Below are 26,070 nucleotides of genomic sequence, written 5' to 3' on the forward strand. Positions count from 1 at the left end.
TGCTTCGCTGCGCTCGCAATGACGGAGTATGCATCACATGCTAAGCCTTCTCCGCCGGAGCCTGCCGTGCCTCGCCGCTAGAAACCAGCATCACCGAGACCTTCGACTGCCGCAGCACTGCGTCCGCAACGCCGCCGAAGGAGAGATAGTCGCCCTGGATGCGGTCGACGCCCATGACGACGAGATCGACATCGGTGGTGTCGATCTCGCGCAGAATCGCAGCCTCCGGCGCGCGGTTCACGCGCAAGGTCGTGGTGATGTCGACGTCGTAGCGGGCGGCGAGATCGCTGGCGTCCTTCAGGATGCCGGCTTCCTGGCTCAGGCCGCGCGACGCACCGCGCTGGGCACCCTTGTCCCGCGTCGTCGCAACATAGATCACGCGCAGCGAGCCTGATCCCGCCTGCGTCAGCGCGACCGCGACCTCCGCGCCGCGCTTGGAGACGCCGCTGCCGGAGACCGGGACGAGGATGTTGAGCCCGTCCGGCATCGGCTGCTTCAAATGCTTGCCCTTGGCCGCAACGATCACGAGTGGACCGTCGAACTTTGCGGCGATGTCCTCGATCTTCCGATCGAACCGATCCTTAGCGGCAGCGACCTTGTCAACGCCGACGACGAGGAGATCAAAGCCCCTGCGCGCTTCGTCCGCGATGGTCTCGCCGAGCTCCGCACGGCGCGAGCGGGTGACGACATCGACGCTGCCGGCATCGCCGTCACTATTGGCGGAGACGGTCTCCGCCGCCTTCTTCACCACGGCCTCGTGGCTCTCCGCCTCGTCACGGCCCTTCTCCTGCTCTTTGGCACGCTTGCCGACATGCAGCACGGTCATCGGGAAACCACGCATGCCGGCGATCAGGCCAGCGATGTGAGCGGCGAAGGTGGCGTTGACGCTTTCGTCGACCGCCAGCAAGGGACGCTCGAGATTGGCGACGAAGCCGCGCCTCTCGAACTCCTCGCGATCGAGCCGGTCCTTCTCGTCCTTGTTCATCGGCAGCTTTGCGAGCGCCGCGCGCAGCATCGGCGGCATCGCCATCGTGGTCACGATCGCCATGGTCACGATCATCGTGAACAGGTTCTGGCTGAGCACGCCGATCGAGAGGCCAATGGTCGCGATGATCACTTCGGTCGAGCCGCGTGCATTCATGCCACTCGCGAGCGCCAGCGACTCCCGTGTGCTGAGGCCGCCCACAGTGCCGCCGACAAAGGCGCCACCGAACTTGCCGACGCTGGCGATCACGACCAAGAGGCCCGTGAGCATCAGAAGATTGGGATCGCGCAATACCGACAGATCGGCGCTGAGGCCGGCGAGACCGAAGAACACCGGCATGAAGAAGCTCGAGATCAGGCCGCGCAGGCGCTCGTCGATCTGTCGCGTCAGGATCGGCGACTCGCCGACCAGGATGCCGGCGACGAAGGCACCGAGCACGGTGTGGACGCCGATCGCATGGGTGATCAGCGCCATCACGCACATCAACAGCAGGATCACGGTGATGACCGCCGCAGTGCTGACGAGGTTGTCGTTGGCCCAGCGGATCAGTTGAAACACCAGTCGCCGGCCGATGGTAAAGGAGATCGCGAGGAAAGCGAGCGTGCCCAGCACGGCCTTCGCCACCGAGGCGACGTCCAGCGTGCCTTGCGAGGCCAGGCTGAAGATGACGGCTATGATGATCCAGCCGATGGTGTCGTCGATCACCGCTGTGGCGACGATGATCTGGCCGACATTGCGACGCATGAAGTTCATCTCGCGCACGACCACGGCGACGATCTTCACGGAAGAAATCGACAGCGCCGTGCCCATGAACAGCGAGGCCACCAGCCGCTGCTCGGGCTTCGGCAGCAGTGCATCGGGCAGGAACCCGCCGAGCGCAAATCCGCAGGCAAACGGCACAAGGATGCCGGCGATCGAGATCGCGATTGCGGCCTTGCCGACCTTCCTGACCAGCTTGAGGTCGGTCTCCATGCCGGTGAGCAGGAGCAGCAGCAGAATGCCGAACTGGGCGATGCCGTCGATCATCGCCTTCTGCTCGGGTGTCTTCGGGAAAATCGCGTGCTGCGCTTCGGGCCAGATCCAGCCGAACAACGACGGCCCCAAAATGATGCCGGCGAGCAATTCGCCGATCACCGAGGGCTGGCCGATCCGCTGCATGATCTCGCCGAGACCGCGCCCCACCGCGATCAGCAGCACGATCTGCGCCACCAGCAGGAATTCAGACGGGGCCGCCGATTTGCCGCCCTCGGCGCTGGCCGCAATGGTGGTGAGGACGAGCGCCGCGGGGACAAGGCCGACCGGTCGGAGCAGGCTCCACTGCATGCAGGTCTCTTCCCCCGTTCCGTCCCGGCAAGATGCCGGGGCCACGGGGATAGAACCCGCGGGAGGTGGAGCGGGTTCCCTCCCTCGAGCCTCCCCGTCATTGCGAGCGAAGCGAAGCAATCCAGAGTGCCTCTGCGGAAGCGGTCTGGATTGCTTCGTCGCATCAGCGCAAAATTGCTACGCAATTTTGTCGCGAGCTCCTCGCAATGACGAGTGGAGAGAACGCCGCCCTCACGCCGCCGCCGGCGTCCGGATCTCGCGCGGCAAAATGATCGCCGCCGCAATCGCGAGCAGGCAGAGCGCTGCAAACGCGTGCAGCATGGTGACGAAGCCGCCCTGCTCGTAGAGCCAGGCGACCAGGCCCACGGACGCACCCGCCGCGGTGAAGCCGATGAAATAGCGCACGGCATAGGCGCGCGAGCGCCATTCCTCGCTGGTGTATTTGCCGACCATGGCGTCGTTCACCGTGACCTGTCCGAACGCGCCCATGACGATGCCGATCGACACCAATATCAGCGGCAGATTGGACAGGCTCGCGGCGAGATACAAAAACGGCGCCAGCATGAAGGACAGCGGCAGCGCCACTGTCTTCAGCGAATAGCGGTCGAGCAGCCGGCCGATCGTGTACTGCGTCATCGCGCCGAACACATAGACGCAGGCCGCGATGCCCCCTAGCAGCGCCGGGCTCTTGGTCAGGTCGGCGAGCCGCTCGGCGAACAGCTTTGGCAGCGCAACGGTGACGGCGTTGAAGGTGGTCGAGATCGCGGTCACGACGATCAGCAACGACAGCACCACGCGCCACATGTCCTGCTTGGCGACGCGCGCTTGCGCGGCCGCCTGTTTCGAGCCCTTGCGGTCCTCATGCACGACCAGCATCGCGAAGGCGATGCCGATCAGGATGGTGACGATGCCGGGGACGATGAAGGCAAAACGCCAGCCGAAATACTGGCCGATCACGCCGGTGACCAGCGCGGACGAGGCAACGCCGAGATTGCCCCAGACGCCGTTGATGCCCATCTCACGGCCGAGCCTGTCGGCATAGGACACGATCATCGCGGTGCCGACGGGATGATAGATCGAGGCGAACACGCCGATCGCCAGCAGCGCCGCGCCGAGCTGCACTGGCGTCTGTACGAAGCCGACCGAGATCATGGACGCGCCGATGCCGATGAAGAAGATCAGCATCATGTGGCGGCGACTCCAGCGGTCCCCGAGCCAGCCGGTGAGCAGCGAGCCGGCGCCGAAGGCGATGAAGCCGGGGGTCGCGTAGGGCAGCAGTTCCGAATAGGCCATGCCGAGCGCCGGCCCCATGATGATCACGGCGGCGGCGAAGATCAGCATCGCATAATGGTCCATGAAATGGCCTGCGTTGACGAAACTGATGACCCGGCTGGGGCTGTTCATTCGGAATCCTCTCCTGTTCCGAAATGAGTTATATGTCGTGGGCTTGACGGGATGCTGCCAATGACTGTCTTGGAAACGCCAATTTTGGAAACGCCAATCCTCAGGGAGGTCCGGGGCAACCACCGCTCCACCGCGGGCGTGCACCTGGTCGCGCGCGACTATCCCAAGGGCCTGCGGCTCGACCCGCACATGCACCGCGAGGCACAGCTGGTCTATGCCGCGAAAGGCACGATGCAGGTGAACACGCCGGGGGGACGCTGGCTGGTGCCGCCGGACCGCGCAGTCTGGGTCCCGGCCGGGCTCGAACATGCGATCGACGTGCTCGCCGACATCGAGATGCGCACGCTGTATTTCGACCTCGCCTGGCTGAAGCGCGAGAAGCGCTATGAGGGATTGACCAGGGAATTCGTGGTGCGGGTGTCGCCGTTGCTCAATCAGGCGATCCTCGCGCTGTTCGACGCGCGCAACACCGAGGAGCGCACCGAGTTGCTGGTGCGCCTGGTGATGCTGGAATTGCACCAGGCCGAGGATTCCGCGACCTTCGTGCCGCTGCCGCACGAGCCGCGCTGCCGGCGCGCCGCGATGATCGTGCTCGACGATCCCACGGGGCTACACGACATCGATACGCTGGCGCGCGAGGTCGGAACCTCCGCACGCACGCTATCGCGGCTGTTCTCGGCGGAGACGCAGCTGAGCTTCAAGAGCTGGTGCCAGCGGGCGAGGATTGCGGCGGCGATCCAGCGGCTGTCGACCGATGCCGGCGTATCGGTGAAGCAGCTCGCGACACAGCTCGGTTATGCCAGCGTGCCGGCTTTCTCGGCGGCGTTCCGCCAGGTGACGGGACGGACGCCTACGGAGTTTGCCACACACTCGGTGTCATCGCCCGGCTTGACCGGGCGATCCAGTACTCCGAGACGACAGTGATTGAACCGATGGGCCGCGGCGTACTGGATGCCCCGGTCAAGCCGGGGCATGACAGCGCGTTTTGGGGTTAGCACGTCTCACGACATCACGCCCCTCACCCGGCATGACAGCCTTCTCGAAACGCACGGCCCAGCTAAAGTTGCCAACATCTCCTGCTTGATTGTGATCGGCTTCCGCCCAAATCCCGTGTAAGCTTCCGCACCGCACAAACCCGGTTTCGAAAGGCCCAGATGGCTAACGCCTTCTTCTCCGACCTGCTTGCGACCATCTCCGAGCGCGGCCGCACGCTGCTGCGCCGCGATTCTGCCGATACCAAACAGGATGCCGACGGGCTGATCGAGCTTTGCGGCGCGCTGTTGTCGGGCCGGGGCGAAGCATCCGGCACAGCCATGGCGCGTGAAGTGCTCGACGTCTACCAGGAGCTGGATGCGGCAGGACGCCGCGCCTTTTTCGACGCGCTCGTGCGCGATTTCGGCCCGGACCGGGAACGACTGGCACAGGCGATCGAGACATGGCGCGCGAAGCCGGCCGACGAGGACGCGAGCGCGCTGCATTTCGCCTCGGAGCCGCGGCGGCAGGAGCTGATCCGCCGTCTCAACCGCGCGCCGGGCGGCACCAGCGATCTTGTCGCCATGCGCGCCGACCTGCTCGGCATGATGAACGGACACACCGATCTCGCCGCGCTCGACCGCGACGTCTCGCATCTTCTTTCTTCGTGGTTCAACAGGGGGTTTCTCGTGCTGCGCCGGATTGACTGGTCGACCCCGGCCAACATCCTCGAAAAAATCATCCGCTATGAAGCCGTGCACGAGATCTCCGACTGGGACGATCTGCGCCGCCGCATCGATCCGGTCGATCGCCGCTGCTACGCCTTCTTCCATCCCGCGATGGTCGACGAGCCCCTGATCTTCGTCGAGGTCGCGCTGACCGAGACCATTCCCGGTGCGATCGCGCCGCTGCTCGCGGTCGATCGCCAGTACCTTCCGATCGAGAAGGCGCGCACCGCCGTGTTCTATTCGATCTCCAACACCCAGCGCGGCCTTGGCGGCATCTCCTTCGGTAGCTTCCTGATCAAGCAGGTGGTCGAGGAGCTGCGCCGCGAGACGCCGAAGCTCGACACCTTCGTGACGCTGTCTCCGGTGCCGGGCTTCATGCCATGGGTGAAGCAGGACAAGGATTTGCCGCTGTCGGACGAGGACCGCGAGATCCTGAAGCGCCTCGACGATCCCAAATGGTATGAGAATCCCGAGACCACCGCGCAGTTGCGCGGCGTGATCGAGCCGCTGGCCGCGCATTATTTCCTGAAGGCGCGCACGCCGAAGGGAAAGCTGATCGACTCCGTCGCCCGCTTCCATCTCGGCAACGGTGCCCGCCTCGAGCGCATCAACTGGCTCGGCGACCTCTCGCCGAAGGGCGTGCGCGAATCCGCCGGCGTGATGGTGAACTACCTCTATCGCCTCGACGACATCGAGAAGAACCACGAAGCCTACGCCAATGACGGCGAGGTGGTGGCGTCGAGCGCGGTGAAGAAGCTGCTGAAGGGCGAAGGACGAAGACTGCTGGATATGCGGTTGTCGTAGGGGGCTCGGCTCCCTCTACATCGTCATTGCGAGGAGCCCTTGCGACGAAGCAATCCAGACTGCTTCTGCGGAAAGATCCTGGATTGCTTCGCTGCGCTCGCAATGACGGAGTGTGTGGTAAGCGCCTGCGCTTTGACGCCGCTGTCCTGGTACTCAGATCAGCGTCTCGTACAAATCCGTCCAGTCCGGATTGACGCTTCAATCAACGCAAGCTTCTTCGCCCGGCTACAGCTCTTGATCTGCTTCTCGCGCGTGATCGCGTCAGTCATGGTCTCATGCAGCTCGTACCAGACGAGGAGCTTGCAGCCGTATCTCGACGAGAAGCCCTTTACCAGACCCTCGTGATGCTCGAACGCGCGGCGCGGTGGGTTCGAGGTGACGCCGACGTAGATCGTCCCATTGCGGCGATTGGCGAACATGTACACGCAGGGCTGCTTCATGGATCGCGCTCAATTGATGAGAGCTTTCACGATATCACAACCCAAAGATGATTGCGAGCAAAACGCGCTATCGCGGACTCGTCATTGCGAGGAGCTCGCGACAAAATTGTCGTAGCAATTTTGCGCTGATGCGACGAAGCAATCCAGACTGCGTCCACGGAAAGATTCTGGATTGCTTCGCTTCGCTCGCAATGACAGAGAATGTGGCGGCCCCTCGTCCCTCACCGCGCGTCGCTGAGCTACAATTGGAATTCCTCCATGACGTCCGATAGCGCCGAAATCCCCACGCCGACGCCCGCCGCGGAGCGGATCGATGCCATCGACGTGCTGCGGGGCATCGCCTTGTTCGGCGTCATGGCCATCAACCTCGTGATGGAATTTCGCATTTCGATCTTCGACCAGTTTCTTGGGCCCAAGATGCTGGCGTCGCCAATCGATCGTGCCATCGAGACGATCCTGACCCAGGCCGTCGAGCTCAAGGCATTTGCGCTGTTTTCGCTGCTGTTCGGCGCAGGCCTCGCCATTCAATTCGACCGGCTCGCGACCAGTGAGCGCCGCACCGCGCTGCTCGTGCGCCGGCTCGCCGTGCTGCTGGTATTTGGCGTCATCCATTTGTGCCTGATCTGGAACGGCGACATCCTCACCGAATATGCGCTGGCCGGATTCATCGTGCTGCCGTTCCTGTTTGGTCCGCGCTGGCTGCTGACGCTCGCCGCGCTGGTGTCTCTCGCGCTGTATCTGGCCATGCTAGCCTTTCCGCCGGCGGGATTGTTTCCGAGCAGGGCTGCGATCTGGCAGGACGTCATGGGTGCCAATCGCATCTATGCGACCGGCGGCTACCTCGACGTGCTGGCGTTCCGTCTGCGCGAAATTCCCCTCATCGCCTCCCTGCACGCCTTCGTCTTCCTGCGCACGATCGGGCTGTTTCTGGTCGGCGCGCTGGCATGGCGCAGCGGCATCGTGCAAAATGCCCGTGGGCTATTCACCATCGCGCTGCCCGCGATCGGCCTCGGCGCAGGCCTGCTTTATCGCGGCCTCGAGCCGCTCGGCACCATCGTGCTGGCGCTGGGCTATGGTGCCGCGATCCTCTTCGTTGCAAGTTTCGAGCGCGGCAAGCGGCTACTCGGCTGGGCCGCGCCGTTGGGCCGGATGGCCTTCACCAACTACGTCGCACAATCCATCATCTTCGGCTGGATCTTCTACGGCTACGGCCTCGGCCTGTTCGGCCGGCTCGGCATCACCCCGGCGCTTGCCATCGGCCTCATCGTCTACGCCGCACAGGTCCGCTTCAGCACGTGGTGGCTGCGCCACTACCGCTACGGCCCGCTCGAATGGCTATGGCGGTCGTTGATGTATGGGGTGCGGCAGCCGATGGTGGTGGCGGAGGCGGGGGCGGTGTGACGCGCCATCTCTTGCCACCGTCCATCGCAAACGAAGGCGCCCGCGGACGACCCAGCTCCCTCCGCCGTCATTGCGAGGAGCTCTTGCGACGAAGCAATCCAGACTGTTGCCGCGGAAAGATTCTGGATTGCTTCGCTGCGCTCGCAATGACGGGAGTATGGGGCGCGGCCGTCGCGTCTCAACGCGCCTCGCCTACTCCGCCAGCGCTTTCATCTCATTGTAGAGATCGGACTTGCCTTCGAACCCGATGCCCGGAAGGTCCGGCATGGTGATGTGGCCGTTCTCGACGCGCACACCATCCGGGAAGCCGCCATAGGGCTGGAACAGATCCGGGTAGCTTTCGTTGCCGCCTAGGCCGAGACCGGCGGCGATGTTGAGTGACATCTGGTGGCCGCCGTGCGGGATGCAGCGGCTGGGGGACCAGCCGTGGGTTTTCAGCACGTCCAGCGTGCGCTGGTATTCGCAGAGGCCGTAGGACAGCGCGCAATCGAATTGCAGCCAGTCGCGGTCGGGGCGCATGCCGCCGTAGCGGATGAGATTACGCGCGTCCTGATGGCTGAACAGGTTTTCGCCTGTCGCCATCGGGCCCGGATAGAACTCTGCAAGCGCGGCCTGCAGCGCGTAGTCGAGGGGATCGCCGACCTCTTCGTACCAGAACAGCGGATAATCGCGCAGCATTCTGGCGTAGGCGATGCCGGTCTCGAGATCAAAGCGGCCGTTGGCGTCGACCGCGAGCTGCGCGTCCTTTCCGATCTCCTTCAGCACCGCCTCGATGCGGGTGCGGTCTTCATCGATCGGCGCCCCGCCGATCTTCATCTTCACGACATTGTAGCCGCGATCAAGATGCCCGCGCATCTCGCCGCGCAGCGCCGAGAGATCCTTGCCGGGATAGTAATAGCCGCCGGCGGCGTAGACGAACACGCGCGGATTGGCTGTCAGGCCGTGACGCTCAGCGAGCAAGCGAAACAGCGGTTTTCCTGCGATCTTCGCCACCGCATCCCACACCGCCATGTCGATGGTGCCGACCGCGACCGAGCGCTCGCCATGGCCGCCCGGCTTCTCGTTGGTCATCATCGCGCCCCAGATTTTGTCGGGGTCGAGATTGTCGCCGGCGGCGTTGAGCAGAGATTTCGGATCGGCCTCCGTGATGCGCGCGGCAAAGCGCTCGCGGATCAGGCCGCCCTGGCCGTAGCGGCCGTTGGAGTTGAAGCCGTAGCCGACGACCCGCTTGCCGTCGCGCACGACGTCGGTGACGACGGCCACGAGGCTCGTCGTCATCCTGGTGAAGTCGATATAGGCGTTGCGGATCGGGGACGAGATCGGCTTTGTGATCTCGCGAACATCGACGATGCGGACGGACATGGGGGTCGGCTTTCGATGGTCTAGAGGAAGTTCGTCGACTGTCTCCCCGTCATCCTGAGGTGCGAGCCGTGGGACGCATCGCGTCCTACGGAGAGCCTCGAAGGATGAACGGCCGAGCTGCAGCCGGGCCGTCGCCCTTCGAGGCTCGCCGAAGAGGCGAGCACCTCAGGGTGACGGGGATGCATTTGGACGCGCGGTGCCTCCACATCGTCATTGCCATGACGGCTTCGTCGTCACTTCTTATCCCTGAAATACGGCTCCACCGGACCGTGCACCTTGATGGTCAGCTGATTGCCGTAGCGGTCCTTGGCGTTCCCTGCGGCGACGCGGACCCAGCCTTCGCTGATGCAGTACTCCTCGACATTGGTCTTCTCGACGCCCTTGAAGCGGATGCCGACGTCGCGCGACAGGATGTCGGCGTTGTAATAGGGGCTGTTCGGGTCGACCGACAGGCGGTCGGGAAATTCGTCGCTCATGATTGTCTCGCTCATAACAGGGTCTCGATCTTCTGCCGCAATCCTTCCGGCCGCGCGGTCGGCGCGTAGCGCGCGATCACCTGGCCGGCACGGTCCACCAGGAATTTGGTGAAATTCCATTTGATGGAGGCGCCCAGCAGGCCGGATTGCTGGTGTTTCAGGTACTCATACAAGGGATGCGCGTGGGCGCCGTTGACGTCGATCTTCTCGAACAAGGGAAAGGTGATGTCGTAATGGGTCGAGCAGAACGCCTGGATCTCGGCGGCCTGCCCCGGCTCCTGCGCGCCGAACTGGTTGCAGGGAAAGCCGAGCACCGAGAAGCCGCGCGGCGAGAGATCGCGATGCAGATCTTCGAGGCCCCGATATTGCGGCGTGAAGCCGCATTTGCTCGCGGTGTTGACGATCAAGAGCACCTGCCCCTCGAACTGGCGCATCAGCACTTCGTCGCCGAGAAGCGAATTGGCCTTGAAGTCGTAGATCGCAGACATCGCTAACCCACGGGGTCGATCGGCGACGGCGGCACGCCGCCCGCCTCGATCGCTTCGCCGGCGAGAAGACAGAGATCCTCGCGATAGCGGCCGGAGACGATGTGCACGCCGACCGGCGCCTTACCGACGAGGCCGGTCGAGACCACGAGCCCCGGCAATCCCATAAACGGCGTCGCGATCTGCGGCAACTGCGCCTCCCAGACGCGCTCGAAGGAGGCGGCGTCCTTGCGGTCGAGATGGTCGGGGAACGGCAGCTCGCCGGAGACCGGCGTCAGCACGACCGCATATTTCTCGAAGAACAGCATCCAGTCGCGGGTCAGCGCGGCGCGGCGGGTCAGCGCCTGCGCGTAATTGGCCTGATCCATCGGCGTGACCTTGGCGCGGTTGCCGCGCAGGCACGCCAGCGCGCCGGGATCGCCCTCGCGCTCGGCCATGTCGAGCTGGGCCTCGTAGGCATCGCCGAGCCAGAGTTTTCTCTGCCACTCGACGGCTTCGCGCATCGGCGGGGTGTTCTCGATCACATCGACGGTCCAGCCGGCACGCTCGAGCCGCTTGCCGGCGTCGGTGACGGCGGCCTTCACCTCTGGCGTGGTCGCAAGTCCATCCGGGTTGAGGCAGAGCGCGGCGCGCTTCGGCACGGCCGGGCCTTCCAGCGGCGCCGGCACATACCAGGGGTCGCGCGCATCGCGCGCCGACATCGCGGCGAGCGAGATGCGCAAATCATTCACGGTGCGCGCCAGCGGTCCCGATACCGCCATGATCTGCGGCCCGATCGGGCGCTCCGGCAGCGCCGGGTTGAAGGCGGGGATGCGGCCCAAGGTCGGGCGCAGGCCATGCACGCCGCAGGCATAGGCGGGATAGCGGATCGAGCCGGCGATGTCGGTGCCGTGGGCGATATGGCCGATACCGGCCGCGACCGCCGAGCCAGCGCCGCCGGACGAGCCGCCCGGGGTCAGCGCGGCGTCGCGTGGGTTCCTGGTGTCGCCATGGACCAGATTGGTGGTGAACCAGCGGTAGGAGAAGGCCGGGCAATTGGTGCGGCCGAGCAGAACGGCGCCCGATTTGCGGAAATTGGCGACCACCGGATTGTCCTCGCGCGCGATCAGGTCGCGCTGCAGCTTGAGGCCGTTGGTGGTGGCAAAGCCCTCCTGGTCGACATTGGCTTTGATGGTGACGGGCACGCCGGCCAGCACGCCGGGGTCCTCGCCCCTGGCAATGGCGGCATCGACGGCGCCGGCCTGCTTGAGCACGTCCTCGGGCCGGTGGTCGATCACCGCGTTGAGCTTGGGATTGACGGCGTCCAGGCGGTCGAGGCCGGCCTTGGCCGCCTCTCGGGCGGACACTTTCTTGGACCTGACGAGGGTAGCGAGGTCGGCGGCCGACAGGCGCCAGAGGTCTTGCATGATTTGCTCCGTGTAACCGGCGTCTTTTAGCGCCGGGAACGCGGCAAAGCCATGCGGATTTCGCAGGGAAAACCCCCTCCCCGTCATTGCGAGGAGCCCTTGCGACGAAGCAATCCAGACTGCCTCCGCGGGGACAGTCTGGATTGCTTCGCTACCGCTAGGAAGAAACTACTGGCGAACTGATGTCAGGCAGCCTCCGCGATGGGCTGGAGTTGGACGGAGAAGCCGAGCTTTTTGAGGCCTGCTACCAGTCGGCTCGCTTTGGCCGCGGCGGGCCGGCGGTCGAAGTAGCCAGCGCCGAGGTCACGATGCTCGGTGCCGTCCTTGAGGATGTGGTAGATGGCGGTGAGGATCGAGGCGGCGACGGCGCAGATGGCTTTTTGTGGCCCGCGCCTGGCCTGCAGTCGGTAGAACTGAGCTCGATAGTAGCTGTCCTTGCTGCGCTTGGCGGCCCAGGCACATTGAACGAGCATCGTCTTGAGCCACGGCGCCCCTTTGCGCAGGCGCGAGGATTTGCGCTTGCCGGCACTTTCATTCTGCCCGGGGCACAGGCCGGTCCAGGCAACGAGATGGCCAGCAGTCGGGAAGCGGCTCATGTCGGCACCGATCTCGGACAAAATTGCCGGCGCCGCCACCGCACTGACCCCGGGGACCGTGCTTAGAAGTCCGATCAAGTGGCGAAAGGGGGTTTTGCTGCCGTTTACCTCCGCCTCCATGCAGCCGATCCGCTGAGCGATTTCGACATCAAGCTTGCGAATCGTCTCATCCAGACCATCGCGTTGCTGCAGATGAAGCGCGAGCAGAAAGCGGTGGTGATCCGTCAGGCGCCCGTGCAGGGCATCGTAAAGCTCCTTCGGCGACGCCTTGATCTGCTTACCGGCAAACTCGGCGAGCTTGTTTGGCTGGCGCACGCCCTCGATCATCGCCTGGATGATCCGCCGGCCGCTCGCGCCCATGATGTCAGAGATCACCGAATTGAGCTTGATATTGGCTTCTGCCAGCGTCTTCTCGATCCGCTGCACGTGCCGCGTCTGCTCGCGAACCAGTTGCTTGCGCGTCCGTGTCAGCGCACGCAGCTCCTGCACTTGCTCTTCCGGAATGAAGCTGCCCTTGATCAGCCCGCAGGCCAACAGGTCGGCGATCCACATCGCATCGTTCATGTCGGTCTTGCGTCCCGGCACATTCTTGATGTGCGCCGCATTGGCGACAATCAATCCAAAGGCGCCTTCGCCCAGGATCCGGAACACCGGCATCCAGTAGACGCCCGTCGCCTCCATCGCCACATGCGTGCATCCGCTCTCTTCCAGCCACCTTCGCAGCATCACAAGCTGCTCCGTCGTGGCCGCAAAGGTCCGGCACTCCCGCCGCGCCTTGCCATCAATCATGATCCGCACACAGGCCACGACCGTGTCCTTGTGCACATCCAGGCCTGCCACCCGCTCGTACAGAATATCCATGCTCATCTCCTCGACAGTTTGCGCCGGCGGCATAGGCGCCTGTCAAAAAAGAATGCTAGGAAGCGTGCTCCAGGGCCATGCGGCCCCTCCGCGCCAGTGTGGGTCATCCAGGCAACCCGGGTCCAACTCGCAACCGGGCTCTCACGCACCAGAGAGTAATCGACCTCTTTGCCGACGGCGTCTCAAAATACCGCATTTGCACCCGCTCGGACAGTTTCATCCAGCGCGCGTCGGCTCCTCAACGCCGGTCCCAACTCGCAATGACGGGGAGAGAGCGGTGGGCCTCGCTCGCCGCCCCGATGACCAGTCCGCTCTAGTGCCGCGTCGCGGACTGGTCCGGGATGTCCAGCAGCGCCTCGGTGAAGGGGAATTCCAGCACGATGTCGCCTTCGACGTCGGTGACCTCGATCACCGCCTCCATGAGCGCCGGCTGGGCGCCCTCGGATTTCACCACCTCCAGGATCATCTGGCGGGCGACCTCCCAGGCACGATCGGGGTTGCGCAGATCCTCGCCTTCGGGATCCACGATCAGTTCATCGCCGATACGGGTGTTGAAGAAATATTTGGGCATCACCGAATTCCACTTGGGTCGCCTGTACCGGATTGAAAGCTGCACTGCGCTCACAACTGCTTTATCAGGACAGGGTTCGCGACCGAATACGCCAGGCGCAAGGCTGCATCGGCAGAAACTGGCGTTCCAGGCGCGTTTTTCGCGGCGCAACATGGCTTTCTCGGGAAAATTTCACTGGCGAACTTTTGTGCCCGCATTAACTTAGCCCTCGGGCGTACACGTCCGAAATCGCGAAAATGGAGAGCCAAAATGGCCTGGAAAGCCCCCAAGATCGTCGAAGTGCCCTGCGGCATGGAAATCAACATGTATGTGAGCGCCACCCGCAAGTGAGCGGTTGGTGAGTACGCGTTTTGCGCAGGTGGGTCTGCCGGTCACGATCGGTTTCCGGATGATGGAAACTGTGTTGGCCTGAGGATCCACCTGGCGACGTTGCTTCCAGGAGACGGATCATGCTTCGCGTCGTCGTCCTGGGCGCCGGGGCCGGCGGCGGAGTCCCGCAATGGAATTGCGGTTGCGAAGGCTGCCGGGCAGCCCGTCACCACGGCCATGAGCTTTATCGAACCCAGGCCTCGGTTGCCTTCAGCGGCGACGGCGAGCACTGGTTCCTGATCAACGCCTCGCCCGACCTTCGCCAGCAATTGAATGCCACGCCGCAGCTGCATCCCAAGGAGGGCAGCCTGCGCCATACGCCTGTTGCAGGCGTGATCCTGACCAACAGCGAAGTGGATGCGGTGGCGGGCCTGCTCTCGATGCGCGAGGGCTCGCCCTTCACGGTCTATGCGCATGAGAAGGTGCTGGCGATCCTGGCCAGCAACAGCATCTTCAACGTGCTGAGCGAGACAAACGTCAGGCGCCAGCCGATCGGGATCAGCGAGCCGTTCGAGCCGCGTCTCACCGATGGTGCGCGCTCCGGCCTCGAGGTGCTGCCGTTTGCGGTGCCGGGCAAGCCGGCCTGGTATCTCGAAGGCAAGGCGCATCCGGGAGGCGAGAGCGGCGATGGCGATACGCTGGGCCTGAAGATCACCGACAAGTCGACCGGCAAGTGCTTTTTCTTCATCGCCGCCTGCGCCGAGGTGACCGATGCGCTCAAGGCCGAGATCGACGGCGCCGCGCTGGTGTTCTTCGACGGCACGGTCTGGCAGGACGACGAGATGATCAGGTGCGGGCTCGGCCACAAGACCGGCAAGAGCATGGGCCATGTCGCGATGTCCGGTCACGATGGCGCGATTGCGCGGTTGGCCGACCTCACTATCGACAGGAAGATGTTTCTGCATATCAACAACTCGAACCCGGCGCTGCTGCCCTCGTCCCCCGAGCGCAAGGCCGCTGAAGAAGCGGGCTGGCAGATACCCGCCGACGGAACGGAGATCGTGCTGTGAATGCCGCGTCCATGACTGGAATGACTGCGCTCTCTGTTGGCAAGGACATCAGGCTCAACTCGGCAGAGGAGCTGGAGGCGACGTTGCGCCACATCGGCGCCACGCGCTATCACAGCCTGCATCCGTTTCATAAGCTGTTGCATGGCGGCAAGCTCAGCAAGGGCCAGGTGCAGGCCTGGGCGCTGAACCGCTACTATTACCAGAGCACGATCCCGATCAAGGACGCGGTGGTGATCTCGCGCTTCCGCGACCGCGCCACGCGGCTGGAATGGCGCCACCGCATCGAGGACCATGACGGCGATGTCGGCTCCGAGGGCGGCATCGAGCGCTGGCTGAAGCTGACCGAAGGTCTCGGGCTCGACACGGCTTATGTGGAATCGACCGAAGGCATCTTGCCGGCGACGCGCTTTGCGGTGGAAGCCTACGTCCACTACTGCCGCGAAAAATCGCCGCTGGAGGCGATCGCGTCCTCGCTGACCGAATTGTTCGCGCCGAACCTGCACGAAGAGCGCATCTCCGGGATGCTGGAGCATTACGACTTCGTCAATCCTGACATCATGAGCTATTTCAAGCGACGGCTGGCGCAGGCGCCGCGCGATGCCGGCTTTGCGCTCGACTATGTCAAGGCGCATGCCACGACACCGGAGCAGCGCGCGCAGGTGTGCAATGCGCTGATCTTCAAGACCAGCGTGCTATGGGTGCAACTGGACGCGCTGCAGCACGCCTATGTCGAGGGCAACATTCCGCCGGGCGCGTTCGTGCCCAAAGCGAGTTAGGGAACTAGAGCGATGGCCGGGCCGCGGAACATCAGCGTCAGCGAGGCAAGCCGCCCCGTGCTGCCGCGGCATGCCAAGCTGAGATATGACGACACGCGAAAGGTCTGGGTGATCCTGGCGCCGGAACGCGTGCTGGCGCCGGACGAGATCGCGGTCGAGGTCTTGCAGCTGTGCGACGGCAAGCGCAATGTCGGTGACGTGTCCGATCAGCTGGCGGCGAAATACGCCGCACCGCGCGAGGCGATCCTGGCCGACGTCATCGTCATGCTGCAGGATCTCGCCGACAAGGGCTTCCTGACCGAGGCCCGGGAGAAGACGCCATGAGCGATGTGCTCCCGACCATCCCACCTGACACAAGCGACAGCCTCGCGGTGCTGGAGAAGACCCGCTCGACGGCGGAGACGTTCGGCATTCCGCTCGCCGTGCTGCTGGAGATCACCCATCGCTGCCCGCTGCAATGCCCTTACTGTTCCAACCCGGTCGAGCTCGACCGCTCCGGCAAGGAGCTGACGACGGACGAATGGAAGAAGGTGCTGAGCGAGCTCGCCGAGATCGGCGTGCTCCAGGTCCATTTCTCCGGCGGTGAGCCGACGGCGCGGAAGGATCTGGTCGAACTGGTCAAGCACGCGAGCGACGTCGGCCTCTACACCAACCTCATCACCTCGGCCGTGCTGCTGACGCGCGAGCGGCTGAGCGAGCTGGCCGACGCCGGGCTCTGCCACGTGCAGATCTCATTCCAGGGCATCGAAGAAGGCCTCGCCGATCGCGTCGCCGGCTACAAGAACGGGCACCGCAAGAAGCTCGAAGTGGCAAAATGGACGCGCGACCTTGACCTTCCGCTCACCGTGAACGCGGTGATGCACCGGCAGAACCTGCACCAGCTCCCCGACATCATCCAGATGTCGATCGATCTCGACGCCGACCGGCTCGAGGTCGCCAACGTCCAGTACTACGGCTGGGCGCTGAAGAACCGCGCCGCGCTGATGCCGACGGTCGCGCAGCTCGATGAATGCACCCGCATCGTCGAGGACGCGCGCGAACGGCTGAAGGGGACGCTTGCGATCGACTACGTCGTTCCTGACTATTACGCGCTGCGGCCGAAGAAATGCATGGGCGGCTGGGGCCGGCAGTTCTTCAACATCTCGCCAGCCGGCAAGGTGCTGCCCTGCCACGCCGCCGAAAGCATCACCGGGCTCGACTTCGAATCCGTGCGCTCCAACCATTCGATCGCCTGGATCTGGCAGAACTCCGACGCCTTCAACCGCTATCGCGGCACCGGCTGGATGAAGGAGCCGTGCAAGTCCTGCGAATTCCGCGAGATCGATTTCGGCGGCTGTCGCTGCCAGGCTTTTGCGCTGACGGGTGACGCCGCCAACACCGACCCGGCCTGCGCGCTGTCGCCGCTGCACGAGACCATCTTCAAGCAGGCCGAGCGCGAGGCCGAGGGCGAGACCAACCGCTTCCTCTATCGCAATTTTGCCGGCGGCACTCTGGAATCCGGGAATGACGCCTGACGCCGACGCGGCCGCATCGGCCAGACGTGCCGATCCCTTTGCCCCCCTGACCTCCGACATGCTCGACGTCGGCGACGGCCACGAGCTCTATGTCGAGAGCGTCGGCCGCGCCGACGGCATCCCCGCCATCTATCTGCATGGCGGGCCCGGCAGCGGCTGCCAGCCGGATCATCGCCGCCTGTTCGATCCCGAGCGTATGCATGCCGTGCTGTTCGACCAGCGCGGCTGCGGCCGCAGCCGCCCGAAAGGATCGCGCGAGCACAACACGACGGCGCATCTGATCGCGGACATGGAGAAGATCCGCGAAAAGTTCGGCATCACACGCTGGATGGTGGTCGGCGGCTCCTGGGGCGCGACGCTGGCGCTGGCTTATGCGCAGGCCCATCCCGAGCGCGTCTCCGGCATCGCGCTGCGTGCGACCTTTCTGGGCACGCAGGCAGAGGTCGAGACGGCCTTCACCTCGCGCCTGGCTCAATTCTATCCGGCGTTGCACAAGGATTTTCTGAGCGTGCTGCCGCCGGAGGAACGTGCGCAGCCGGTGGCAGCCTATTATCGCCGCATCCTCGACGCCGATCCGGCCGTGCATGGACCTGCCTCGCGCGCCTGGCACGACACCGAGCGCGCGCTGTCGGAGCACAAGCCGGCAAAGGCGCGGATCGACCTGGCCTCGCTGAACGTCTGGCGCACATTGCCCGCGACACCGTTCATGGAAGCACATTACTTCATCAATGACAGCTTCATGGCCGAGAACCAGCTGTTGCGAAACGCGCCCCGGCTCGCCGGCATTCCCGGCATCATCGTGCAGGGCCGGTACGACCTGCTGTGCCCTCCTGAGACATCCGCGCGGCTCGCGAAAGAATGGCCGGGTTCCGAGATTCGGATCGTGGAAGAAGCCGGACATTCGCTCTATGATGCCGGCGTGAGGGACGCGGTCATGAAGTCGATCGCCGACCTCGCGTCGAAGGCCGCGCGCTAGCGCGCGAAACAAGGACAACAAGAAAATGCCGCTCGCCGGGACGGGCATGCTGCTGACGTCGATGAACATTGACGCAAGCGACGAAGCCGATTTCAATCGCTGGTACGATCGCGAGCATCTGGAAGAGCGCGTCGCGATCGAGGGATTTCTGGAAGCGCGGCGCTATGTCGCGCACGCGGCGAACCCCAAATATCTGTCGCTGTATTCGACCGCGACGCTCGACGTGCTCGACAGTCCCGCCTACCGGGCGCGGCTCGCCAACCAGACCGAATGGTCGCGGCGTACCATGGCGCATTTCAAGAATATGTTGCGCGTGGTCGCGCGCACCACCATCAGCAAGGGCACCGGCCGCGGCGCGGCACTCGGCTTGGTGCGGCTGCGCCCTACGGCCGACAATGCGGCGGCATGGCGTGATGCACTGCAAGAGAAGCTGGCGCATGGGGATCGCGAAGGCATCATCTCGATGCATCTGCTCGAGAGCGAGCCGGAATTGTCCGGCGCAACGGCGGATATTCCGGCGGTGCGCAACGAAGGCGCGCGCGACTGGTTCGTGCTGATCGACGGCACGCATGTCGGCGCGGTCTCCGCCGTCATCGCCGAACGCTTCACCGGTCCGGCTGCGGCGCCCTTCCCGCTGCCGATCTCTGTCGGCACTTACAGGCTGATGTGGGATCTCGCGAAGAGCGATATCGCGCAGGGCTGAAGTAGCTACTCGCAACGCAACATATTGCACCGCCGCATTGCTGCGCGCGGCCGTTAATGCTGTGCGCGCGCAGCTCCCATGAAAGCCGGTGATCACCCAAATTTGCCGTTGTACTTGGGAACGGTTCTAATAAGCTAACCCAATGACGTCATTCAGAAACCAGATCGCGGCGCGTTAAGCGTTCGACAAGCTCAAGAAAAGGCCGCCGGGTCTTTGAGCCTGCGCGGACAGGGTAGGAATGAAACCGACCGATATCGCGGCCCCCGACTACTTTCACAAAGTGGTCGATTGCCAGTGGGCCTGTCCTGCACACACCCCGGTTCCCGAATATATCCGACTGATCGCGCAAGGCCGCTACAGCGACGCCTACATGATCAATTGGAAATCGAACGTGTTTCCCGGAATTCTGGGACGCACCTGCGATCGTCCCTGCGAGCCGGCGTGCCGACGCGGACGCGTCGAGGAAACGCCGGTGGCGATCTGCCGCCTCAAGCGCGTCGCGGCCGACTTCAAGGACGACATCAGACAGCGCCTGCCGCATCCGACCGCGAAGAACGGCAAGCGCGTCGCGTTCGTCGGCGGCGGCCCGGCGTCGCTGACGGTGGCGCGCGATCTCGCGCCGCTCGGCTATCACTGCACCGTGTTCGACGGTGATCCCGAAGCCGGTGGCATGATGCGGACTCAGATCCCGAAATTCCGCCTGCCCAATTCGGTCATCGACGAGGAGACCGGCTACATCCTCAACCTCGGCGTCGAGTTCAAAGGCGGCCACCGCATCGAGAGCATGAAGGCCCTGCTCGCCGAGAAATACGACGCAGTCTTCGTCGGCTCCGGCGCGCCGCGCGGCCGCGAGCTCGACATTCCCGGCCGAAAAGAAGCTGCGAACAATATCCATATCGGCATCGACTGGCTATCGTCCGTGTCGTTCGGCCACACCGACAAGATCGGCAAGCGCGTGATCGTGCTCGGCGGCGGCAACACCGCGATGGATTGCTGCCGCACCGCGCGTCGCCTCGGCGGTGAGAAAGTCACGGTGGTCGTGCGTTCCGGCTTCGAGGAGATGAAGGCCTCGCCCTGGGAGAAGGAAGACGCGATCCACGAGGATATTCCGATCCTCAACTACATGGTGCCGGTGGAATTCAAGCATGTCGCCGGCAAGCTCATCGGCGTCACTTTCCAGCACGTCAAAGCCGAATACGACGCAAAAGGCCGCCGCAATCTGGTGCCTTCGGGCGATCCCGATCAGACGATTCCCTGCGACGACGTGCTGGTCGCGGTCGGCCAGGAGAACGCCTTCCCCTGGATCGAGCAGGATTGCGGCATCGAGTTCGACAAATGGCACATGCCCAAGGTCGATCCGAAGACCTTCGTCTCGACCAACCCGAAAGTGTTCTTCGGCGGTGACGCCGCATTCGGTCCGAAGAACATTATCTGGGCGGTGGCGCAGGGCCACGACGCAGCGCTGTCGATCCACAAGCTGCTGTCGGGCGAGGACATCACCGAACGGCCGTTGCCGGAGGTGCATGTCTCCTCGCAGAAGATGGGCATCCACGAATGGAGCTATGACAACGACATCTCCAACGACAAACGCTTCAAGGTGCCGCATCGCGACAAGGTGATCGCGCTGAAGGACATCCGCACCGAGGTCGAGCTCGGCTACGACGTCAAGCTCGCGCTCGGCGAAGCGCATCGCTGCCTGAATTGCGACGTGCAGACGGTGTTCTCGACTTCGCTCTGCATCGAGTGCGACGCCTGCGTCGACATCTGTCCGATGGACTGCATCACCTTCACGGAGAATGGCGAGGAAACCGATCTGCGGCAGCGCCTGAAGGCGCCCTCGCCGCATCCGGACCAGGACCTCTACGTCTCCTCGGACCTCAAGACCGGGCGGGTCATGGTCAAGGACGAGGATGTCTGCCTGCATTGCGGGCTGTGCGCCGAGCGTTGTCCCACTGGAGCCTGGGACATGCAGAAATATTTGATCGAGATGACTCAAGCAGGTTCAGCATGTCCGACAAAAAGCCGATCAGCAGCGTAAACGACTTCGTCGTCCGCTTCGCCAACGTCAACGGCTCGGGCTCGGCCAGCGCGAACGAGATGTTCGCGCGCGCGATCCTGCGTCATGGCGTGCCGGTGAGCCCGCGCAACATCTTCCCCTCCAACATCCAGGGCCTGCCGACCTGGTACGAGGTGCGCGTCACCGAAGCCGGCCATCTCGGCGCCCGCGGCGGCGTCGACATGATGGTGGCGATGAATCCGCAGACCTGGGACAAGGACGTCGCCGGCATCGAGCCGGGCGGCTATCTGTTCTACGATTCCACCAAGCCGATGCCGTCGACGAAATTCCGCGACGACATCACCGTGATCGGCGTGCCGCTGACTGCGATCACCAATTCGACTTACACCGATCCGCGCCAGCGCCAGCTGTTCAAGAACATCATCTATTTGGGCAGCCTCTCGGCGCTGCTCGACATGGACCCGAAGCTGATCGAGCAGCTGATCGGCGAGCAGTACAAGGGCAAGGAGAAGCTCTTGTCCTCCAACGTCCATGCGCTGCATTTGGGCCGCGACTGGGCGCTGCAAAACCTGAAGTGTCCGCTCGGGCTGCGGGTGAAGAAGTCCGACAAGGTCGGCGACCGGATCTTCATCGAGGGCAACAGTGCCGCCGCACTCGGCGCCGTCTATGGCGGCGCCACCGTGTGCGCCTGGTATCCGATCACACCGTCCTCGTCCGTGGCAGAAGCCTTCACCGCCCATTGCAAGAAGTTCCGGCACGATCCCGAAACCGGCAAGGCGAAATACGCGATCGTGCAGGGCGAGGACGAGCTGGCCTCGATCGGTATTGTCATCGGCGCCTCCTGGAATGGCGCGCGCGCCTTCACCGCGACCTCCGGTCCCGGCATCTCCCTCATGACCGAGTTCATCGGCCTGTCCTACTTTGCCGAGATCCCGGCCGTGATCATGAATATCCAGCGCGCCGGCCCCTCCACGGGTATGCCGACCCGCACCCAGCAATGCGACATCATCGCCTGCGCCTATGCTTCGCATGGCGACACCAAGCATGTGCTGCTGTTCCCGGAAGATCCGGCGGAGGCCTTCGAGTTCGCGGCGGCCGCCTTCGATCTCGCCGAGCGGCTGCAGACCACGATCTTCCTGATGCTCGATCTCGACATCGGCATGAATCACCGGCTCTGCCGTCCCTTGAAGTGGGACGATTCCAAGCAGTATGACCGCGGCAAGGTGATGACCACGGAAATGCTGGAAGAGGGCCGCGACTTCGGCCGCTACCTCGACGTCGACGGCGACGGCATCCCCTACCGCACCTATCCCGGTACGCATCCGACCAAGGGCTCTTATTTCACCCGCGGCACCTCGCGTGATCGCTATGCGCGTTACTCCGAGGAAGGCTCGGTTTATGCGGACAACATGCAGCGGCTCGTACGCAAGTTCGAGACGGCGCAGGACCTGGTGCCGCGGCCGCTGCAAGCCAATGCGGAACGGCCGACCAAATATGGCGTGATCTATTTCGGCTCGACCTCGCCGGCGATGGACGAAGCAATCGGGATGCTCGAGGCGCGCGGGCATCAGCTCGACCGCCTGCGCATCCGCGCCTTCCCGTTCCACTCGAGCGTGGCGAGCTTCCTTGCCGAGCACGACTTCGTCTACGTGGTCGAGCAGAACCGCGACAGCCAGCTCCGTCAGCTCATCGTCAACGAGAACGGCATCGATCCCGTCCGCCTCGTGCCGATCGTGCATTACGACGGCTCACCGATCACCGCCCGCTACATCGCAAAAGCCATTGGCGACCACCAGGATCACCTTAAGGTGACCCCGCTCCGCAAGGCCGTATCATGACCTATATTGCAAAGCCGAAATTTCATCATCCCGGGCTGAAGAAGAACGAGCTCGGCTACACCCATCGCGACTACGAAGGAAAAATCTCGACGCTGTGCGCCGGTTGCGGCCATGACTCGATCACGGCCTCGATCATCGAGGCCTGCTACGAGCTCTCGATCGAGCCTCACCGCGTGGCGAAGATTTCCGGCATCGGCTGCTCGTCGAAGACGCCGGACTATTTCCTCGGCAATTCGCACGGCTTCAACTCCGTGCACGGCCGCATGCCCAGCGTGCTGACAGGCGCCAACCTCGCCAATCGCGATCTGATCTATCTCGGCGTCTCCGGCGACGGCGATTCCGCTTCGATCGGCTTCGGCCAGTTCGCGCATTCGATCCGGCGCGGCGTCAACATGACCTATATCGTCGAGAACAACGGCGTCTACGGCCTGACCAAGGGCCAGTTCTCGGCCACCGCCGACCGCGGCTCGAAGTCCAAGAAAGGCGTCACCAACACTGATAACGCCATCGACCTGGTCGCGATCGCGCTGCAGCTCGGTGCGACCTTCGTGGCGCGCTCGTTCTCCGGCGACAAGGCCCAGCTGGTGCCGCTGATCGCGGCTGCGATCGGCCACAAGGGCGCGTCCTTCATCGACGTCATCAGCCCCTGCATCGCCTTCAACAACCATGCCGGCTCGACCAAGAGCTTTGATTATGTCCGCGAGCACAACGATGCGGTGAACCGGTTGGACGTGCTGGTCGGCCGCGATCCGATCGCGGTGGACTATGCGCCGGGCACGGTGCAGGTGGTCGAGCAGCATGACGGCAGCAAGATCGCGCTGCGCAAGATCGATGCCGATTACGATCCGCATGACCGGCTCGGCGCCCAGACCTTCCTCGCGCGGCACGCCGCCAAGGGCCAGATCGTCACCGGTCTGCTTTACGTCGATCCCGACGCGGAAGATCTGCACAGCCATCTCAACACGGTCGAGACGCCGCTCAACACGCTGGAAGCGGACACGCTCTGCCCGGGCTCGGCGGCGCTGGACAAGTTCAACGCCAGTTTGCGCTAGAAACCGGCGTCGCGATTCCGAGGCGCGTTCGTCCGAGCGCGCCTTAGCCTTTTGGACCAAAGTGACGGCTTTCCGTCTGCAGATCTTGTTTGCTATGGTCAGCCCTGCAGGCAGGGATCACGTATGCAGCCGGTTACGCAGTACGCCAGGAGCGGAGACGTTCACGTTGCCTACCAGGCGTTCGGCGACGGTCCGATCAACCTTGTTCTGGTGCCGGGCTTCGTGTCCAACGTCGAGAACTACTGGGACCAACCCGACCTCGCTCGCTTCCTGACCCGCCTTGCGAGCTACGCGCGCGTCGTCACCTTCGACAAGCGAGGTACCGGCGGATCCGATCGCGTCAGCGAACTCCCGGGTCTCGACGTGCGCATGGACGATCTGCGTGCGGTGATGGATGCGGCTGGCATCGAGCAGGCCGCCCTGCTCGGAATCTCGGAGGGCGCGCCACTCTCCATTCTGTTTGCGGCCACCTATCCGCATCGTTGCCGCGCGCTCGTGCTTTACGGCAGCTTTTCGCGCTTCTCCTATTGGTTTGCGACCGACGAGGCGCTCGCGGCATTCTTCGGCTATGTCGAGAAAGCCTGGGGCACCGGCGGCAGCATTCAGAAGTTCGCACCGTCGCGGGCGAACGACGCCGCGTTCCAGCGCTGGTGGGGGCGCAACGAGCGATTGGGCGCCAGCCCTGCCGCAGTGACGGCCTTGATGCGCATGAACAGCCAGATCGAGATCGGCGGCGTATTGCCGGCGGTTCGTGTGCCAACCCTCGTCATCCACCGGACCGGGGACCAGGTCGTCAACGTCGCGGGCGGGCGCGACGTCGCCGCGAAAATTCCCGGAGCGCGTCTGGCGGAATTTCCCGGGAGCGATCACCTCTTCTATGTCGGCGAGAACGCCGACGACATTTCCGATGCGATCGAGGAATTCCTGACGGGAGCACGTGGTTCCGCAGTGGCTGATCGCGTGCTGGCAACGGTGCTGTTCACCGATATCGTGGGTTCGACTGAAAAGGCCGCCAGCCTCGGCGATCGTCGTTGGCGCGCCCTGCTTGACGACCATCACGCCATGGTCCGCGGCATCCTCACCCGCTTCCGGGGCCACGAGATCAAGACCACCGGCGACGGGTTTTTCGCGACGTTTGACGGGCCTGCGCGCGGGGTCCGTTGCGCTCGAGCGATCGCTGATGAAGTCAGGTCGCTGGGCATCGATATCCGTGCCGGCCTGCATACGGGCGAATGCGAGATCATCGGCGATGATGTCGGCGGGATCGCCGTCCACATCGGGGCGCGGGTCGCGGCGCTGGCCGGCGCCGGGGAAGTATTGGTGTCGAGCACCGTGAAGGATCTCGTCGCTGGGTCGGGCCTTCGCTTTGGTAGCCGTGGTGTCACGCCACTGAAGGGCGTTCCCGGCGAATGGCAAATCTTTGCCGCCGAGAGCTCTATCTCACCCGCACCGTGATCTTGCTCGAAACGACGGGCGGCTCGAACGGACTGTGCTTGGCATCGCCCAACGCCAGTTGCAGCGCGCGTCCCGGGCGAGAGCCCAGCCTGCGCTGATCATTTGCCGCGCTGAGACGGCTGCCTGACGCGCACGGTGATCTTGTCCGAGACGACAGGCGGGTCGAACGGATAATGCTTCGCATCGCCCAGCACCAGCTGGAGGGTGTGCGTGCCCGGCGGAAGATCGAGAGTCGTTTCTGTCTGCCCTGCCCCGAAATGCAGATGCGACTTGTCCTGCGGGATCGGCTCCTTGGGATCGATGGGGTCGTTGACGTCGACCAGCAGATGATGGTGGCCGGCATTCTGATAGTCGTCGCCGGCATGCGTCACACCCATGTTGCGCAAGCCGAACCGGACCAGGAATGCGCCGCGCACCCTTTGCCCGTCATACGGGGTGATAAAATAGACCTTCGCGTCCTTTGGAGCAGTCTTACCCTGCGAGAAGGCGACACCCGGGAGCAACGCGAGCGCCGCCGACAGCGCAAGGCAGCGAAGGATTTGCATC

23 protein-coding genes and 1 pseudogene are annotated in these 26,070 nt (G+C 64.0%); 14 read left to right on the forward strand and 10 right to left on the reverse strand.

Annotated elements, in window-relative coordinates:
* Positions 1 to 40: 40 nt before the first annotated feature.
* Entirely contained in the window at positions 41 to 2,308 is a 2,268-nt protein-coding gene (locus V1280_RS19990) for a cation:proton antiporter domain-containing protein (RefSeq protein ID WP_334527702.1), read from the reverse strand.
* Between the two features lie 231 nt (positions 2,309 to 2,539).
* Positions 2,540 to 3,712: an MFS transporter gene (locus V1280_RS19995; protein ID WP_334527705.1), complete on the reverse strand. Its 1,173-nt coding sequence runs from the start codon at positions 3,710 to 3,712 to the stop codon at positions 2,540 to 2,542.
* Between the two features lie 51 nt (positions 3,713 to 3,763).
* Here V1280_RS19995 and V1280_RS20000 point away from each other — a divergent pair, with 51 nt between their 5' ends.
* Both V1280_RS20000 and V1280_RS20005 read left to right on the forward strand, forming a co-directional pair.
* A complete protein-coding gene (locus V1280_RS20000) occupies positions 3,764 to 4,636 on the forward strand; it encodes an AraC family transcriptional regulator (RefSeq protein ID WP_334527708.1) in 873 nt (290 codons plus the stop codon).
* Between the two features lie 230 nt (positions 4,637 to 4,866).
* Positions 4,867 to 6,216, forward strand: coding sequence for a malonyl-CoA decarboxylase (locus V1280_RS20005; RefSeq protein WP_334527711.1), 1,350 nt, complete (start codon positions 4,867 to 4,869; stop codon positions 6,214 to 6,216).
* A 153-nt stretch (positions 6,217 to 6,369) separates the two neighbouring features.
* Here V1280_RS20005 and V1280_RS20010 read toward each other — a convergent pair.
* Positions 6,370 to 6,656: pseudogene (locus tag V1280_RS20010) on the reverse strand (GIY-YIG nuclease family protein).
* A gap of 258 nt (positions 6,657 to 6,914) precedes the next feature.
* On the opposite strand from V1280_RS20010, the gene V1280_RS20015 reads away from it, so the two are divergent.
* Positions 6,915 to 8,057: a DUF418 domain-containing protein gene (locus V1280_RS20015; protein ID WP_334527714.1), complete on the forward strand. Its 1,143-nt coding sequence runs from the start codon at positions 6,915 to 6,917 to the stop codon at positions 8,055 to 8,057.
* A gap of 192 nt (positions 8,058 to 8,249) precedes the next feature.
* Here V1280_RS20015 and tarD read toward each other — a convergent pair whose 3' ends face one another.
* The 6 genes from tarD to V1280_RS20045 form a co-directional block, all read right to left on the reverse strand.
* Positions 8,250 to 9,419, reverse strand: coding sequence for a D(-)-tartrate dehydratase (tarD, locus tag V1280_RS20020; RefSeq protein ID WP_334527716.1), 1,170 nt, complete (start codon positions 9,417 to 9,419; stop codon positions 8,250 to 8,252).
* 233 nt (positions 9,420 to 9,652) lie between these two features.
* Positions 9,653 to 9,910 carry a DUF3297 family protein gene (locus V1280_RS20025; protein WP_027529356.1) on the reverse strand — a complete coding sequence of 86 codons (258 nt, stop codon included), beginning with the start codon at positions 9,908 to 9,910 and terminating at the stop codon, positions 9,653 to 9,655.
* Positions 9,907 to 10,383 carry a glutathione peroxidase gene (locus tag V1280_RS20030; RefSeq protein WP_334527721.1) on the reverse strand — a complete coding sequence of 159 codons (477 nt, stop codon included), beginning with the start codon at positions 10,381 to 10,383 and terminating at the stop codon, positions 9,907 to 9,909. Before V1280_RS20030 ends, V1280_RS20025 begins: the two co-directional genes overlap by 4 nt.
* 2 nt (positions 10,384 to 10,385) lie before the next feature.
* A complete protein-coding gene (locus V1280_RS20035; protein WP_334527724.1) occupies positions 10,386 to 11,786 on the reverse strand; it encodes an amidase family protein in 1,401 nt (466 codons plus the stop codon).
* A gap of 185 nt (positions 11,787 to 11,971) precedes the next feature.
* Complete coding sequence (locus V1280_RS20040) at positions 11,972 to 13,243, reverse strand: IS110 family transposase (protein ID WP_334527727.1); 1,272 nt, start codon at positions 13,241 to 13,243, stop codon at positions 11,972 to 11,974.
* 313 nt (positions 13,244 to 13,556) lie between these two features.
* A complete protein-coding gene (locus V1280_RS20045; protein WP_334527730.1) occupies positions 13,557 to 13,814 on the reverse strand; it encodes a DUF6894 family protein in 258 nt (85 codons plus the stop codon).
* Between the two features lie 249 nt (positions 13,815 to 14,063).
* Between V1280_RS20045 and pqqA the strand changes: the two genes are divergently transcribed.
* From pqqA to V1280_RS20100, 11 genes are all read left to right on the forward strand, one after another.
* Positions 14,064 to 14,144 (forward strand): pyrroloquinoline quinone precursor peptide PqqA, encoded by an 81-nt coding sequence (gene pqqA / locus V1280_RS20050; protein ID WP_007595659.1) that lies wholly within the window; start codon positions 14,064 to 14,066, stop codon positions 14,142 to 14,144.
* A gap of 119 nt (positions 14,145 to 14,263) precedes the next feature.
* Positions 14,264 to 15,193 (forward strand): pyrroloquinoline quinone biosynthesis protein PqqB, encoded by a 930-nt coding sequence (pqqB, locus tag V1280_RS20055; protein ID WP_334527733.1) that lies wholly within the window; start codon positions 14,264 to 14,266, stop codon positions 15,191 to 15,193.
* Positions 15,190 to 15,969 carry a pyrroloquinoline-quinone synthase PqqC gene (pqqC, locus tag V1280_RS20060; protein ID WP_334527736.1) on the forward strand — a complete coding sequence of 260 codons (780 nt, stop codon included), beginning with the start codon at positions 15,190 to 15,192 and terminating at the stop codon, positions 15,967 to 15,969. Before pqqB ends, pqqC begins: the two co-directional genes overlap by 4 nt.
* Positions 15,970 to 15,981: 12 nt before the next feature.
* On the forward strand, positions 15,982 to 16,293 hold the full coding sequence (pqqD, locus tag V1280_RS20065; RefSeq protein ID WP_334527739.1) for a pyrroloquinoline quinone biosynthesis peptide chaperone PqqD: 312 nt from the start codon (positions 15,982 to 15,984) through the stop codon (positions 16,291 to 16,293).
* Positions 16,290 to 17,483 carry a pyrroloquinoline quinone biosynthesis protein PqqE gene (gene pqqE / locus V1280_RS20070; protein ID WP_334527741.1) on the forward strand — a complete coding sequence of 398 codons (1,194 nt, stop codon included), beginning with the start codon at positions 16,290 to 16,292 and terminating at the stop codon, positions 17,481 to 17,483. The genes pqqD and pqqE overlap by 4 nt, the downstream gene beginning before the upstream one ends.
* The gene (gene pip / locus V1280_RS20075; RefSeq protein WP_334527744.1) at positions 17,473 to 18,459 is read left to right on the forward strand and encodes a prolyl aminopeptidase; all 987 of its coding nucleotides are present in this window, start codon (positions 17,473 to 17,475) and stop codon (positions 18,457 to 18,459) included. The genes pqqE and pip overlap by 11 nt, the downstream gene beginning before the upstream one ends.
* 25 nt (positions 18,460 to 18,484) lie before the next feature.
* Entirely contained in the window at positions 18,485 to 19,162 is a 678-nt protein-coding gene (locus tag V1280_RS20080) for a hypothetical protein (protein ID WP_334527747.1), read from the forward strand.
* Between the two features lie 238 nt (positions 19,163 to 19,400).
* On the forward strand, positions 19,401 to 21,200 hold the full coding sequence (locus V1280_RS20085) for an FAD-dependent oxidoreductase (RefSeq protein ID WP_334527750.1): 1,800 nt from the start codon (positions 19,401 to 19,403) through the stop codon (positions 21,198 to 21,200).
* Positions 21,170 to 23,017 (forward strand): 2-oxoacid:acceptor oxidoreductase subunit alpha, encoded by a 1,848-nt coding sequence (locus V1280_RS20090; RefSeq protein ID WP_334527753.1) that lies wholly within the window; start codon positions 21,170 to 21,172, stop codon positions 23,015 to 23,017. The genes V1280_RS20085 and V1280_RS20090 overlap by 31 nt, the downstream gene beginning before the upstream one ends.
* On the forward strand, positions 23,014 to 24,069 hold the full coding sequence (locus V1280_RS20095) for a 2-oxoacid:ferredoxin oxidoreductase subunit beta (RefSeq protein ID WP_148772803.1): 1,056 nt from the start codon (positions 23,014 to 23,016) through the stop codon (positions 24,067 to 24,069). The genes V1280_RS20090 and V1280_RS20095 overlap by 4 nt, the downstream gene beginning before the upstream one ends.
* A gap of 123 nt (positions 24,070 to 24,192) precedes the next feature.
* On the forward strand, positions 24,193 to 25,524 hold the full coding sequence (locus V1280_RS20100; RefSeq protein ID WP_334527758.1) for an adenylate/guanylate cyclase domain-containing protein: 1,332 nt from the start codon (positions 24,193 to 24,195) through the stop codon (positions 25,522 to 25,524).
* Positions 25,525 to 25,622: 98 nt separating this feature from the next.
* Here V1280_RS20100 and V1280_RS20110 read toward each other — a convergent pair whose 3' ends face one another.
* On the reverse strand, positions 25,623 to 26,069 hold the full coding sequence (locus V1280_RS20110) for a DUF4399 domain-containing protein (protein WP_334527761.1): 447 nt from the start codon (positions 26,067 to 26,069) through the stop codon (positions 25,623 to 25,625).
* Position 26,070 lies beyond the last annotated feature (1 nt).

The organism is Bradyrhizobium sp. AZCC 2230 (genome assembly GCF_036924495.1).
In the GTDB taxonomy this organism is placed as follows: Bacteria; Pseudomonadota; Alphaproteobacteria; order Rhizobiales; family Xanthobacteraceae; genus Bradyrhizobium; species Bradyrhizobium rifense.